This is a genomic window from Tateyamaria sp. GN1-10, from assembly GCF_055693845.1.
Genome location: NZ_JBVFUR010000003.1, coordinates 53,109 through 68,087 on the forward strand (window position 1 = coordinate 53,109; position 14,979 = coordinate 68,087).

General features: G+C 59.1%; 12 protein-coding genes and 1 pseudogene. 12 read left to right on the forward strand and 1 reads right to left on the reverse strand.

Going from position 1 to position 14,979, the window contains the following annotated elements; translation table 11 throughout:
* Positions 1-31 precede the first annotated feature (31 nt).
* The 8 genes from ACZ1HN_RS00865 to repB all read left to right on the forward strand — a co-directional run bounded on the left by ACZ1HN_RS00865 (position 32) and on the right by repB (position 10,369).
* Positions 32-1,066, forward strand: a complete 1,035-nt coding sequence (locus tag ACZ1HN_RS00865; protein ID WP_472726084.1) for an AraC family transcriptional regulator ligand-binding domain-containing protein — start codon at positions 32-34, stop codon at positions 1,064-1,066.
* 140 nt (positions 1,067-1,206) lie between these two features.
* On the forward strand, positions 1,207-2,280 hold the full coding sequence (locus ACZ1HN_RS00870) for a replication initiator protein A (RefSeq protein WP_299206043.1): 1,074 nt from the start codon (positions 1,207-1,209) through the stop codon (positions 2,278-2,280).
* Between the two features lie 507 nt (positions 2,281-2,787).
* On the forward strand, positions 2,788-4,503 hold the full coding sequence (locus ACZ1HN_RS00875; protein ID WP_472726085.1) for a PHA/PHB synthase family protein: 1,716 nt from the start codon (positions 2,788-2,790) through the stop codon (positions 4,501-4,503).
* Between the two features lie 3 nt (positions 4,504-4,506).
* Positions 4,507-5,280 carry an enoyl-ACP reductase FabI gene (gene fabI / locus ACZ1HN_RS00880; RefSeq protein WP_472726086.1) on the forward strand — a complete coding sequence of 258 codons (774 nt, stop codon included), beginning with the start codon at positions 4,507-4,509 and terminating at the stop codon, positions 5,278-5,280.
* The gene (locus ACZ1HN_RS00885; protein ID WP_472726087.1) at positions 5,270-6,679 is read left to right on the forward strand and encodes a bifunctional enoyl-CoA hydratase/phosphate acetyltransferase; all 1,410 of its coding nucleotides are present in this window, start codon (positions 5,270-5,272) and stop codon (positions 6,677-6,679) included. Before fabI ends, ACZ1HN_RS00885 begins: the two co-directional genes overlap by 11 nt.
* Complete coding sequence (locus tag ACZ1HN_RS00890; protein ID WP_472726088.1) at positions 6,676-7,851, forward strand: acetate/propionate family kinase; 1,176 nt, start codon at positions 6,676-6,678, stop codon at positions 7,849-7,851. The genes ACZ1HN_RS00885 and ACZ1HN_RS00890 overlap by 4 nt, the downstream gene beginning before the upstream one ends.
* Before the next feature lie 300 nt (positions 7,852-8,151).
* Complete coding sequence (repA, locus tag ACZ1HN_RS00895; RefSeq protein WP_472726089.1) at positions 8,152-9,333, forward strand: plasmid partitioning protein RepA; 1,182 nt, start codon at positions 8,152-8,154, stop codon at positions 9,331-9,333.
* A gap of 52 nt (positions 9,334-9,385) precedes the next feature.
* On the forward strand, positions 9,386-10,369 hold the full coding sequence (gene repB / locus ACZ1HN_RS00900) for a plasmid partitioning protein RepB (protein WP_472726090.1): 984 nt from the start codon (positions 9,386-9,388) through the stop codon (positions 10,367-10,369).
* Positions 10,370-10,396: 27 nt separating this feature from the next.
* On the opposite strand, the gene ACZ1HN_RS00905 is transcribed toward repB, so the two are convergent.
* On the reverse strand, positions 10,397-11,392 hold the full coding sequence (locus ACZ1HN_RS00905; protein WP_472726262.1) for a tyrosine-type recombinase/integrase: 996 nt from the start codon (positions 11,390-11,392) through the stop codon (positions 10,397-10,399).
* Positions 11,393-11,584: 192 nt separating this feature from the next.
* Here ACZ1HN_RS00905 and ACZ1HN_RS00910 point away from each other — a divergent pair, with 192 nt between their 5' ends.
* The 4 genes and pseudogenes from ACZ1HN_RS00910 to ACZ1HN_RS00925 form a co-directional block, all read left to right on the forward strand.
* A complete protein-coding gene (locus ACZ1HN_RS00910) occupies positions 11,585-12,547 on the forward strand; it encodes a DUF1403 family protein (RefSeq protein ID WP_472726091.1) in 963 nt (320 codons plus the stop codon).
* Positions 12,544-13,158, forward strand: a complete 615-nt coding sequence (gene scpB, locus ACZ1HN_RS00915) for an SMC-Scp complex subunit ScpB (RefSeq protein ID WP_472726092.1) — start codon at positions 12,544-12,546, stop codon at positions 13,156-13,158. Before ACZ1HN_RS00910 ends, scpB begins: the two co-directional genes overlap by 4 nt.
* Positions 13,159-13,323: 165 nt before the next feature.
* On the forward strand, positions 13,324-14,550 hold the full coding sequence (locus ACZ1HN_RS00920; RefSeq protein ID WP_299206027.1) for an ATP-binding protein: 1,227 nt from the start codon (positions 13,324-13,326) through the stop codon (positions 14,548-14,550).
* A 95-nt stretch (positions 14,551-14,645) separates the two neighbouring features.
* Positions 14,646-14,954 (forward strand): annotated as a pseudogene (locus tag ACZ1HN_RS00925) (transposase); the annotation flags it as partial.
* Between the last annotated feature and the right edge of the window lie 25 nt (positions 14,955-14,979).

The window sequence follows — 14,979 nt, forward strand, 5'->3', positions numbered from 1 at the left end:
ATAATTCCGGCCAAATACATACCTGCCGGATATGAGAAAGCTGTCCAACATGCGCACTGCGACAGGCATCCGGGCGGTGTGCGACGTTGCGCAGGACATGGGCATTGATCCGGCAGAGGTGTTGAAAAACACCGGATTGCAGCGCCAGGATCTCACCGGCACAGACAGCCAGGTCACTTGGCTGCAAGAGGTTCAGACGATCAGGAACATCGTTCGCCTCGCCCCGCACGACATCGGACTGGGTGCCAGGGCGGGCCGCAAGCTGCACCCCTTTGCCTACGGGGTCTACGGGTTTGCCCTGCTGACCGCGCCCACTTTACGGGTCTCGGCCCAACTCTCTCTCGACTACATGCAACTCTCAACCGGCCTGACCACCTACACGGTGGAAGACGGCGGTGATCGGGTGCTTATCAAACTGGATATGACAGAACTGCCCCCCGAGGCCCACACCTTCGCGATCGAGGCCCAGTCGGTCATCAGTTTGGACTTCATTCGCGAAATGTTGGACGCGCCCAATTTCAACGACATGGTTGTGGAAACGCCCTATACCGATGCGCGCTATGTTCAGGATATCGCCAGCACAATCGGCGTGACGGTCAAAGGGGCAAGTCCCGGCTTTGCCCTGTCCTTTTCCTCCGCATTGTTTGACCAACCTTTGCCAAAATCGGATCCGGCCACGTTCCAGTACTGTGTCGACCAGTGCCAGATCCTGTTGGAACAGCAGAACGCGCAACCGGACCTCTGGTCGCAAAAGGTCAGACACACGATCCTCGACAACATCGAAGACGACCTGAACATCCAGACGGTCGCCGGGATGCTTGCCACAACGGAACGCACCTTGCGTCGGCGGTTGTCCGAGGAAAAGACCAGCTTCCGCGAGCTGTACCTCGACGCAAGACTGTCGCGGGCCCATCACCTCCTTGAGATCTCCGGTCTGCATGTGGACACGGTGTCGTGGCGTGTCGGCTATGCGGAACCCGCCAGTTTCACACGGGCCTTCACCAAAAGGTTCGGCAGGTCGCCCGGTCAGGTGCGGCCCCAAAAAACACCTGTTGGATCAAACTGAGCACGCCTTTTGGCGACGCGCTCAAACGCGACTTGTGCCAAAATCCACCGCTACCGCAACATCTTGAAAATATCGGTACATCGGGAACACAAAACTCGGTATAACGGGAACACGCGAGATTCGGTACATCGGGAACGGACGTGTCAGACAAACAAGTAGACCTCTTCTTGGACCAACTCGCCGACGCGCCCGTCAAGGACGAGCGCGCGCTGATGGAATTTCCCTTCTTCTCCCTGCAAAAGCGCCCGCGCATGACGCCCTTCGTTTTCGACGATGGCACGGTCAAGATCGAGATCCAGCCGGGGCACAAGGGGATCGCCACGATCTGGGACAAGGACATCCTTATCTACCTGACATCATTGGTAAATGAACGGATCGAAAACGGCCGCTTCGACGCGGACACGTCCAACACAATCCAAGACCGCACAATCACCTTCTCCGCCTATGACTTCCTCAAGGTAACGGGCCGCAGTTCCGGAAAACGCGCCTACGAGCTTTTCCTCGACGCGCTCGACCGGCTCCGCTCGACCAACATCCTGACCAACATCACCGCAGGCGACGAACGCGAACGCCGCGGTTTCGGCTGGATCGAAGACTGGCGCGTGATCGAACGCACGAACCGTCGCGGGCAAAAAGTCATGGGCGCCGTCGAAGTGACCATGAACCGCTGGATGTTCAACGCCATCGTCAAGGATCGCCGCGTTCTGACCATCAACCGCGATTACTTTCGCCTGTCCAAGGGGTTGGAGCGCCGCCTCTACGAACTGGCCCGCAAACATGTGGGCCGCCAGCCCGAATGGTACATCGGCATCAAACGCCTGGCCGAAAAATGCGGCTCCATCGACACCGAGCGGAAATTCAAGTTCCGCATCAACGAGATTTGTGAGGCCGGCACCATCCCCGACTACCATGTCGAGATCGTGGACCCCTCCTCCGTCTCCACCCCGTTCAAGACCAAGGGAAAACAGGCGCTTGTGCGATTCCAGCCGAAATTCGACGATCTGACTGTTCCTGATGTACCGAATGCGCTGAACCTCGACGTCGCCCACTCCGTCCTGACCGAAGTCAAACACGCAAACCCGGAATATGACATCCAATATATCCTCAACGCATGGCGCGAATGGGCGGAAAAAAAGGACGAACCGGTCAAAAACGCCAATGCAGCGTTCCGTGCCTTTGCAAAAAAGTACATCGAAGCCAATCCGATCTGGTGACTCGGTACATCGGGAACATTCTATCGGTACATCAGGAACACACGACTCGGTACATTAGGAACGCTAGTTCGGTACATCGGGAACACATGTTCGGTACATCAGGAACGCTAACAATCCTCAAGGACCTGAATTCCCTGAGTCTTTCCAATGCCCTAACATCGTAACAAACCTAACCAGATTTCTAACAGAAATAACCAAACACCCAGCAAGCAGGCACCGTCAACCTCTGCCATAAACGTCTTTTTTGCTTATAAATAGCGGCCCTGAAGCAAACTCAGCTGTTCCTGATGTACCGATAGCGCCCTGATGCACCCCAACGGTTCACCTTAAGGCCCGACATTCACAGGAAAACGATAAATTCTTGTGCACCTCCCACCCCGCCTGAACGTCAAACAGGCATACAAACCCACCGGCACATTCCCGCTTACGGGTTCGACAGTCGCATGCTTGTGATGTGGGTCAGCCATTCTTACCTGCGAGCAGGATCGACAACCGCAGGTGTGCAAGATGAAAGACTTCAACAACCAACCATCCGAACCCTCCACAGACCACACCTTTCGCAAACTCATCGCAACAATGACGCGCGGCACCTCCCCCGTTTCAACGATCAACATGTGGAACGACTGGGCGCTGCATCTCGCGACATCACCGGACAAGCGACTGACCCTCGCCAACAAGGCGCGAGACAATTGGACAAACTGGCTCAGCTTCATTGCCAATGGATGCCCAGCAGAACCAGAGAACTGGCCTGCCCAGCCCAAGAAAGGCGACCGCCGGTTCACCGACCCCGGCTGGACCAAACCGCCTTTCGCCGCTTGGGCGCAGGCGTTCCTGCTGACCGAAGACTTCTTTGATGCGGCCACATCGAACGTACCGGGATTGAACCCGGCAAATGACGCAAAAATGACCTTCATGATGCGCCAGATGCTGGACGCCATGTCACCCAGCAACTTTCTTGCCACCAACCCCGAAGCCATCGCACGCACTGTTGAAACAGGCGGGCAAAACCTCATTGACGGCGCAGCGCACGCCTTTGCCGACATGCAAAAAGGGCTGAAAGGCGATCGCAAACGACCCACGAAAGTGGTGGGACGGGACGTTGCCATCACCAAAGGCAAAGTCGTCTATCGCAACCGCCTGATGGAGCTGATCCAATACGCCCCACTTACCGACACGGTACATCAGGAACCGGTTCTGATCGTGCCCGCCTGGATCATGAAATATTACATCCTCGATCTCAGCCCGGACAATTCAATGATCCGCTACCTGACCGAACAGGGGTTCACCGTATTCGCAATCTCATGGCGCAATCCGGGGGCAGAAGACGCCGATCTTGGCATGCTCGATTACCTCCATCAGGGGCCCATGGCAGCGCTTGATTACATCACTGACGCAACCGGCGCCCAGCAGGTACACGGAACCGGCTACTGCCTTGGCGGCACGCTTCTCTCGGTCGCTGCGGCCAGCATGGCCCGGGACAAGGACACGCGGCTCGCCAGCCTCACCCTGCTCGCCGCACAAACGGATTTCAGCGAGGCCGGTGAACTGATGCTGTTCATCAACGAAAGCAAGGTGTCCTTCCTCGAAGATGTCATGGCCGAACAGGGCTACCTCGAAGCCGACCAGATGATGAGCGCCTTCCAGATGCTGCGATCAAACGATCTGATCTGGTCGCAGATGGTCCGCAAATACCTGCTGGGCGAAGGCGAACCGCCGATGAATGACCTCATGTCGTGGAACGCCGACAGCACCCGGATGCCTGCACGGATGCACTCCGAATACCTGCGCCAGATGTTCCTGAACAACGACCTCGCTGCCGGACGGTACCACGTGGACGGACGTGCAGTTTCGCTGCGCGACATCCGTGTCCCGATCTTCGGTGTCGGCACGGAAACTGACCACATCGCCCCGTGGAAATCCGTGTTCAAGATCCACGATCTGGGCCATGCGGACGTCACCTTTGCCCTGACCAATGGCGGCCACAATGCCGGGGTCGTTTCCAAACCTGGCCACCCTCGCCGCCACTTCCGCCTCCACACCATCCGCGACGATGAAAACACCCTGACCCCCGAGGATTGGTGCGACGTGGCCGAGCTGCACCAAGGCAGCTGGTGGCCCGCCTGGACGGCATGGTTGTCCGACCGGTCCGGCAAAATGGTCAAACCTCCGAAAATCAAGAATGCGTTGGCGGATGCGCCGGGAACCTATGTCAAAATGGAGTAAGATATGCTGCCCAAAACCGACTTTCTGGCCGGTAAGAAGGGACTTGTTGTTGGTGTCGCCAACGAAGATTCAATTGCGGCAGGCTGTGCCCGGGCCTTTCGCGCCTCACAGGCCGATCTGGCACTGACATATCAGACCGAAAAATCGCGCAAATTCGTAGAACCGGTCGCACAAGCCGTCGATGCAGATATTTTCATGCCACTGGACGTCACCGACGATGATCAGATGGATGCCGTGTTCGACGCCATTCAGACACGCTGGGGCCGGCTCGATTTCCTTGTCCATTCGATTGCCTTCTGTCCCCGCGATGACCTGCACGGGCGGGTCGTCGACTGCTCAAAGGAAGGGTTCGGGCTGGCCATGGACATTTCGGTCCATTCGCTGATCCGGCTGGCCAAACGGGCAGAACCCCTGATGACCGATGGCGGCACGATCCTGACGGTGTCCTATCACGGTGCTGAAAAGGTCGTGGACAACTACAACATCATGGGCCCGGTCAAGGCCGCGCTCGAGGCCACCACCCGCTATCTTGCGGTTGAGTTGGGGACCAAGCGTATCCGCGTCAACGCCATGTCCCCCGGCCCGCTGCAAACCCGTGCGGCCTCTGGCATCGATCATTTCGACGCGCTGATTGACGATGCCAAAACACGCGCACCCCTGAACCAACTGACCACCATCGAAGAGGTCGGCGCGATGGCTGCCTGCCTCGTCTCGGACTTTGCCCGCTCGGTCACCGGAAACACCGCCTATATAGACGGAGGCCACCATGTCGTCTGACATCACCCCCAGCATGGGCTACATCGAAAACCGTCCCTTCGATGAAATTGTTGTGGGCGACAGCGCCGATTTGGTCCGCACCCTCACCGCACAGGATATCGATGCCTTTGCCGTGGTGTCGGGCGATGTGAACCCCGCCCACGTGGATCAGGAATTCGCCCAGGAAGAGGCCTTTCACAAGGTCATTGCTCACGGCATGTGGGGTGGCGCTCTGATCTCGAACGTATTGGGCACGCAATTGCCCGGTCCGGGCACGATTTACCTTGATCAGACCCTGAAATTCCTCAAACCGGTTGGGATCGGCGACACCGTGACAGTGCGTGTCACAGTCACCGAAAAGGACCCCGAAAAAAAGCGCCTGACACTGGATTGCATCTGCACCAACGGCGATGGAAAACCCGTCATCACCGGGCAGGCCGTCGTCCTCGCCCCCACCCACAAGATCAGGCGCCCGCGCGTGGTCATGCCGGACCTCGTCATGCACCGCCGGGGTGCAGGGCATGACCGTCTGCTGGAGGCCGCGGGCAAGCACCCTGCCCTGCCCACGGCCGTCGTGCACCCCTGCGATGCGACCTCTCTGGACGCCGCTTTGCAAACCTTCGATCTGGGTCTGATCCATCCTCTTCTCGTTGGTCCGGAGGCCCGCATCCGGTCGGTGGCAGAGACAGCAGAACTGGACATCAGCGCGCTCGAAATCATCGACACCCCGCACAGCCACGCCTCTGCCGAACGGGCCGTGGCGCTGGTTCGTGAGGGTCGTGCCCGGGCCCTGATGAAAGGCGCGCTGCACACGGATGAAATCATGTCGGCCGTGGTGTCAAAAACCACCGGCCTGCGCAGCGAACGCCGGATGAGCCATGTCTATGTGATGGACGTGCCCACCTACCCCAAGCCGTTGCTGATCACCGATGCCGCGATCAACATCGCCCCCGACCTGCAAACCAAGGCCGACATCGTCCAGAACGCCATTGACCTGGCCCATGCCATTGGGATCGACGCGCCCAAAGTCGCCCTGCTCTCTGCCGTGGAAACCATCACCCCGCGGCTGCAATCGACGGTCGAGGCTGGTGCCCTGTGCAAGATGGCCGACCGGGGTCAGATCACGGGCGGTGTGCTGGACGGCCCGCTCGCCTTTGACAACGCGATTTCGATGCGGGCGGTGGCGACCAAAGGCATCACATCTGCCGTCGCAGGTCAGGCCGATATCCTCGTGGCCCCGGATCTTGAGGCGGGCAACATGATCGCCAAACAGCTCATGTATCTGGCGGGCGCCGAGGCGGCTGGCATCGTGTTGGGTGCGCAGGTTCCGATCATCCTGACCAGCCGCGCCGACGATCGCCGAACCCGTGTCGCCTCCGCCGCGATTGCATCTCTGTTCAGCGGGGCTCTGGATCGATGAACGCTGCAATCCTGACGCTCAATACCGGGTCTTCCTCGCTGAAATTCGGGCTCTACCGAGACGCCCCCGAACCCGAGATGTTGCTGACCGGACAGGTGGACGGGCTGGGCGCGGATGCCCGGTTGGTGCTGGAACGGGCAGGGGAGAAAACCACTGAAACCCTCAGCGCCCCAACCCATGAGACTGCCCTTGGTCAGGTCATCGAGACGCTGAAGCCGCACATGGCGGGTCTGCCAATCTCCGGCATCGGACATCGCATCGTGCATGGCGGCCCACAGTTTGCCGAACCCATGGTGCTGACCCCGGATGTTCTGACGGCGCTGGACGCGTTCTCACCCCTCGCTCCGCTGCATCAGCCGCACAACCTTGCCGGTGTTGAGGCGGCCCGGGCTGCCTTTCCAGACGCGGTGCAGGTCGGGTGTTTCGATACGGCCTTTCACCGCGGTCACCCGTGGGTCAACGACACCTTCGCGCTGCCTCGCAACTTCTATGACGAAGGTGTGCGGCGGTATGGGTTTCATGGGTTGAGCTACGACTACATCACCGGCATCATTGCCCGGGATGAACCGGAGCTGCACAAGAAACGGATGGTGATTGCTCATCTCGGAAACGGGGCCTCCATGTGTGCTGTGCGCGAGGGCAAGAGCGTTGGCTCCACCATGGGGTTTTCCGCGCTCGACGGTCTGCCGATGGGCACCCGCTGCGGGCAGATCGATCCGGGCGTGGTGCTGTATCTGATCCAGCAGAGGGGCATCGCGCCGGACGATGTGATGAAGATGCTGTACCAGCAAAGTGGCCTTCTGGGGTTGTCGGCTGAGACGAGCGACATGCGTGATCTTCTGGCTTCGGACCGGCCAGAGGCGGGGCAGGCGATTGACTACTACGTGTTCCGCGCCCGACGCGAGATCGGGGCTTTGACAGCCGTGCTGGGCGGGATTGGCGCGTTGGTGTTCTGTGGTGGGATCGGGGAGAATGCAGCCCTGATCCGGCAGCGCATTGTCGAGGGGTTGGAGTATCTCGGGATCTCAATCGATCCGACCCTCAACCAACAGAATGCGCGTGACATCAACAGTGGTGCAACACGGGTCATGGTCATCCCCACGGATGAGGAGCGCATCATCGCCCGCGCGGTCAACAGTGCCATGTGGCAGCGCGCGCAAAGGGCGTCCTGAGTGGCTTTTCACGAGTTTGGCGGTAAGACGACCATTTTATCACGTTTATGAGTGGGGATGGCGGACGTTTTGACAGCCGTGCAAATCTGAAAAATGTATTTAAAACAGAGAATTAAGTGTATTTCTGTGTTTATGTGATCAACGCTGGCGTAGCCCTCCGCAAAACTTCAAATTGATATAATCGTTGTGGATAAGTCCGTTCCGCGTTAAGCACAGTTTAACGGTAGAAATCGCGCAAAAAGCGATATTACACGAGGCGGCAGCATGGGAAATCCCCAATTAGAGCCTGTTATAGGCGATATGTCCTTTGATGAAATCATCCTTCGGCAAGGGGAATTGATTTCTGACAGGCTGAACATCCTGCGTCAGGAACAGTACCCCCCGAACGCCCAGAAAGGCCTGCGGCAGTTTTCGCTGGCCGAGGTGGCCTATTTCCTGGGTGTCACGCAATCCACGATCAAGAAGCTGCATCTTGAGGGCAAGGGCCCGGAACCCGAAACATCACCGTCAGGGCGGCGGTCATATTCGGCTGAACAGATGCTGGAATTGCGTGCCTACCTGGATGCGCATGGCCGTCCCGGCAAGCGGCAGTACCTGCCGCACCGGGCCGAGGGTGAGGAATTGCACGTCATCTCGGTCGTGAACTTCAAGGGGGGCAGCGGCAAGACGACCACGGCCGCGCATCTGGCGCAGCATCTCGCGCTCAAAGGGCACCGGGTGCTGGCTATCGATCTGGACCCGCAGGCGTCGTTGACCGCGCTACATGGGATTCAGCCTGAGTTGGACTCTGTTTCATCGCTTTATGAGACGTTGCGCTATGACGACGAACGGCAGCCGATCAGTGCGGTGATCCGGCCCACGAACTTCCCGAACCTCGACATCGTTCCGGCCAGCCTCGACCTGCAGGAATACGAGTATGACACGCCTGTCGCGCTCACCAGCCGCGACCCGTCCGAGGGGCGCGCATTCTTTACCCGCATCTCGAAGGCGCTGGAGGAGGTTGAGGACCGCTATGACATCGTGGTCATCGATTGCCCGCCGCAGCTTGGCTATCTGACCCTGACGGCCCTCACGGCGTCGAGTTCCGTGCTGATCACCGTGCATCCCCAGATGCTGGACGTGATGTCGATGAGCCAGTTCCTGTTGATGCTGGGTGGCATCCTGCAAACGATCCGCGAGGCGGGGGCGGAGATGCGGCTGAAATGGTTCCGCTATCTGGTGACGCGGTTTGAACCCACGGACGGGCCGCAGAAGCAGATGGTCGGCTTTCTTCAGGCCATGTTCCCCGAGCAGATGCTGGAAGCACAAATGGTGAAATCGACCGCGATTTCTGATGCGGGCATCACCAAGCAGACGCTTTACGAGGTCGAACGGGCGCAGTTCGTACGGTCCACCTATGACCGGGCGATGGGGTCACTGAATGCGGTGAATGACGAGATTGCGGGCCTTGTGCACCAGGCCTGGGGCCGGGATATACCATGAGTTTTGACAGCCGTGCAGATTGGATTTTTGAGCGCACGAAAAGGAGGATGACATGGCCAGAAAGGACCTGTTGAAATCCGTGATTGGTCAGCCGACCGACACGCCAAGCGGGGCAGGGCGGTCAAGCTACGCCATGCGCGGGGCGTCGAAGTCGATGAAGGTGTCGATTGACAGTCTGGCCGAGCATTCCAAGCGGTTGATGGAAGGCGAAACCATTGTCGAGATCGATCCCGATCTGGTCGATGTATCCTTCGTCAATGACCGGTTGACGGGCGATGATGAGGCCTATGAGGACCTGAAAGCGTCTATTAAAGCCAGTGGTCAGGACACGCCTGTCCTGCTGCGGCCGCACCCGGATGTTGCGGATCGCTATATGGTGGTCTTTGGACACCGTCGCGTGCGTGTTGCCCGCGACCTTGGCCGGGCCGTGCGCGCGGTCGTCAAGGAGATGGACGATGAGGCTCATGTGCTGGCGCAGGGTCAGGAGAATACGGCGCGGGCGGACCTGTCCTTTATCGAGAAGGCGCTGTTTGCGCGGAACCTGTTTGATCTGGGGCAGGGCAAGGATGTCATTCAACGTGCCTTGACCATTGATGGGACGTTGCTGTCACGGATGCTGGCCGTGGCCCAGACCGTGCCCGAGACCATCGTGACCGCCATTGGACCCGCCAAGCAGATCGGGCGGGACCGGTGGGAGGGGTTCAAGAAGCTGATGGCGGATGAGGCCAATCAGGGCATCGCGTATCGCATCCTCAAGACCGAAGGGTTTGAGCAGCTCGACAGCGACACGAAGTTCGAGATCATGCACAGCAAGGTCGAGGAAGCGGGGAAAGGGCCCAAACGCCGACGGGCCAAGGCCGCACCGCCCAAGCGGACCTGGACCGCTGGCGAGGGTCGGATCAAGGGTGTGATTGGACGTGTAGGGCGGGCCTATAACATCTCGCTGACGTCCAACGATTCCACGGCGTTTGGCGAATATCTGTCCGAAAACCTTGATCAGCTTTATGCGGATTTCCTCAAGAAGCCGGACCCTTGACTACCGTGGTTTTATTGTGCCGGGCCGTCACAACCCTGCGGCTTTTGTGAGGTTGACGCGGAACCGGTCGCGGCGGGTCACTTCGGCGGAGGCGTGGCCTGCACGCAGGGAGTGACCGGAGAACAGGGCGAGGCGTTCGGCCTTGGGCAGCTCTGCGCGGATGCCGCTTTTGAGAACAGTCGCCTTGATCAGCCGCGCCACGTGCTTGTCGTTGAGCCGTGTGTCGAGCGCCCTTTTCCCGTCTCGCGACGTGCGGACGAAGACCGGGCCAAAGTCGATCTTGGCGAAGTGCAGCCACTGTTCCAATGCATGTACCGGACAGGTTTGATCGCTTGAGCCGCGCCCGATCTCGACCTCCCGCCAGCCGGTTTTGGCGTTGAGCGTCAACACCGCGCCATTGTCGAGGATTTCGATCCAGCCACCGGAATCCAGAGTGTCATCCTTGCCGACATTCAGGCTCACGATTTCGCTTCGGCGCAACCCGCCGGCATATCCGATGAGTAGGATGGCGCGGTCCCTGAGCCCGCGCAGATCGTGGGGCAGGGTGGCCACCATGGCGCGGATGTCTTCGGGCAGGATCGCTTCCTTTTGCGCTGGCGGACGGGCGTGTGTGCGTTTGATCCCAGCCATGATGGCGGCGATGTGCCGGTCCTTGCGATCAAGGGTGAAGCCGCGTTGTGCATAGTTCCAAACCAGGCCGGAGAGGCGGCGGTCGATCGTTGACACCGACAGGGCAGGGGTCTTTCCCTGGGGCGCGGCGAGGTCCGTCAGATAAAGCCCGATCATTTCCGGCGAGGGGGGCAGGGGTTCGGTGCCTTTCAACCGGCACCAGCGGGCAAAGTGTTTCCAATCGGCGGCATAGGCCTTGTTGGTATTTTCGGCGGTGGAGGCCTGGGCGTAGGTGCGCGCTGTGTCGACAAGCCGATCAAGGGCACCGGACCCGGCGAGGCCCCCGGTATGCGAGGGTAGGGCGAGGGCATCGTTGTCTGTGGGTTTCGTTCCGCTGGGTTCGTCGACGGTCATTGCATCTGTGGATGCTGCGCTTGATTTCCGGGGTTTCGGGCGGTGGGTTTCAGATGGTTCGCTCATATTTTTGACTGCAGCCCAGATATGTCCGATAAGACAACTTTATTGGACATAAATGCGAACTTCAAGGTGGGGCGGTTTATACACTATCTGGTAGCCAAAAGCGCCGTTGCTAGATAGTCTTGTGGCATGACCTACCAACCCGCAGCTATCGATGACGACTTGAACACTCTACCGAAACTCCCGGGTTGGGTCACCTCCCTGCGTGCGGAAACCCCTGAAACTGTGGCTTTTCGATCCGGGGCAGCGCTCATGGCGCTGGACGCGCTGGTGAGCGATCCGCGTTATGGCGTGCCGGTGAAACTGCTTGCCAATTGTGTGGCGTTGAAAGCGGCCACCGCCACCTCGAAACTACAGGGGCGGATGGCGCGAGAGGGTGATATCCGGGATGCGTTCCATCTGACGCCGCCCGGTGAAGCGCGGGGACCGGATGGCGATCTCCTGGCCTTCTGGCGCGAGGCAGCGCGGATGCGACTGACCGGACGCGATTGGCAAGTGGTGCTCAAAGGGTTTGTTGGGTCCGAATTTGAGATGGACGTCGATGTTTGGCTGCAATCGGCTGTGGCCCATAGTCGGACCCATGGGCCACTAGCGGGATGTGTTGCGGTAGTGCGCGCGGTTTTGGCGGTGGACGACCGGGCGGAGCGGGCGGCATGTCTGTTGTCGGATATCGTGTTAGCGCGTTGCCTGAATTGGCCGATGATCCTTCCCGTCTCTGCCCTGAACCTCACCAAAGCAGTATTGCGCGATCTCGTCGGGAACGGGCAGGGGGCTGACCTCGCGGTGCAGCAGCGTCTTTTGCAGTCCACTGAAGAGGCGATCCGACTGGCACGAGACCTGGCACAGCGCGGGGCGGCGCTTCAAGTGGTTGCCCCAAAGCTACGCGCCAAAGGATCGGACGCCGCGGTCGCGCTGTTCCTGTCTGAGGATGCGGTTGCGCCGTCAACTATGTTGTCGCCCCTGATCCAGGGCACCGACATTCCCATGACGGACCGTGCTGCGCGGCGGTTTTGTGATCGGCTGGTGGAAATGGGAGTTGCGCGAGAGCTGACCGGACGCCCGACCTTCCGCCTCTACGGGATCGCGCCATGACAACTGCAACCAAGAAGCGGAAACCGGTGGACGAGCGCGGCGCCATCTTTGACCGGGACCTCGAGGATCTGCCGCAGGAGCTGCGCTGGCGCGAATGGATGGGGCGGATCGAGGCGGTTCTGTTCGCGAGCGCGACGCCCGTCGGGCGCGAGGATCTGGCACGCGTGGTGGGGAACGTTTCGGTCGAGATGCTGATCGATGACATCCAGGCCGAGCTGGCCGGTCGTCCCTATGAACTGGCGCAGGTTGCGGGCGGCTGGATGTTCCGCACCAAGACGCATTTCGCCGAGGCGATCAATGCCGCCGCCGATTTGGGCGACCAGTCCTTGGCCTTCAGCGAAATGGAGATGGGGGTGCTCTGCGCCATCGCCTATCACCAGCCGATCGATCGGGCGGGGCTCAAGGACATCTTCGGCAAAGAGGTCAGTCGCGATCTGCTGGCCCGGCTGCGCTATAAGGATCTGATCGCGAGCGGCCCGCGCGCCCCGCGCCCCGGCGCGCCACATACATTTGTGACGACTGAGACGTTCTTGGTGACGTTTGATCTGGAGACTCTGAGAGATTTGCCTGATCTTGATCTCAGCGTTGGCGGTGAAGCTGAAGACGTCTAAATTCTGCGGTCAGGGCCGGTGCGCTTTCAATTGGTCGAGCTTTGACTTTCAATCAGTCAGAAGTTCGAGTGCCAATCAGACAGTATCTCGCTTTCAATTGGTCGGATATTGACTTTCAATTGGTCGGGCGCGTACTTTCAATCGGTCGAGAGGAGTCGCGCGGTAATGTACCCAAGATTTACCAAGGCCAGAGTAGAAGAGGCGCTGTCCGACACCCGCGTGGTTCTCATCTCGGGGCCACGTCAGTCCGGCAAGACGACGCTTGCAACCGACATTGCGTCGGACAAGACGCCCTTTCTGACATTGGACGATGCCAACGTTTTGCGGTCAGCGATCGATGATCCGGTGGGGTTTGTCCGCGGATTGGACCGCGCCGTGATCGATGAGATCCAACGCGCGCCCGACCTTCTGCTCGCCATCAAAAACCTCGTCGATGACGACAAGACTCCGGGGCGGTTCCTCCTAACGGGTTCGGCCAACCTCATGACCATTCCAAAAGTGGCGGATTCCCTTGCCGGTCGCATGGAGGTCGTTCGGTTACTTCCTCTCTCACAGGCGGAAATTCTGGGTACGAAATCAGAGTTTATTGATCGGGCCTTTGCTCGGGAGAAACCGACAGCCGAGCATATGATCGTCGGTGATGAGCTCGTTGAAAACGTCCTTTCCGGCGGGTATCCAGAAGCGCTCGGCCGGACGAGATGGTCCCGGAAGCAGGATTGGTATCACGGCTATCTTGATGCGATCGTTCAGCGGGACGTCCGTGACGTCGCACAGATCGAAAAACTCGCCATCATGCCAAAACTAATGTCGGTGCTGGCCGAGCACTCGGGGCAGTTGGTCAACTACACGGGTATCGGTGCTGGCCTCGACCTTAATCATGTCACCACACAAAAGTATGTGAGTGTCTTCGAGAGTCTCTACCTTGTTCATACCCTGCAGCCCTGGTTCACAAATCGACTGAAACGTCTGACCAAGTCACCCAAACTACATTTTTATGATGCGGGCCTTCTCGCAGCGATGCGGGATGTTTCACCCGAAGTGGTCCGCAAGGACAAAACGAGTTTCGGTGCGATCCTGGAGACGTTCGTGTTCAGCGAACTGCGGAAGATCGCGACCTGGAGCGAACAGAGGTGCACGTTCTCGCACTTCCGGGACAAGGACAAGAACGAAGTCGACATCGTATTGGAGAACCGCCGCGGCGAGGTCGTCGGAATCGAGGTGAAGGCCTCTGCTACCGTTTCGGCGAGTGATTTTTCTGGCATGCGCAAACTTGCAGAAGCATGCGGGAAGAAGTTTGTCCAAGGTATGGTGCTCTACGATCACGACCAGGTCGTTCCATTTGGAGAGAATTTATTCGCCGCACCGCTTTCATGCTTGTGGAGTTCACCATGAGGATTGTCAGCGCCAGATGCATCGAAAATATGACGGAAGGACATTTCAGCTTCAGTACTAGATGGCGGAACTTTCGCGCGCAAATTCTGCTGGCTGCGGCCTGGGTTGGCCTCGTACCGCGACAATACAGTACAGGCGGTCGCACAGTGCTTGGCCGGATACCAAAGCGTGGCAGCCGATACCTGCGAATGCTCTTCGTTCAGGCCGCCAAGGTTATCTTGATGCGAACCAACCGTTGGCCGGACTTTAGCTTTGGAGATTGGCTGACGCGAGCCGCAGAACGGATGAACCGCAACAAGCTTGCTGTCGCCTTGGCCAATAAGCGGGCACGAATGGCGTGGAGCATCTTGAGATACAAAACGGCGTTTGACGCGCCCAGAGACGAGATCGCCATCGGCGTGTAAGTCGGATCGACCCAGAAGAGTTCGC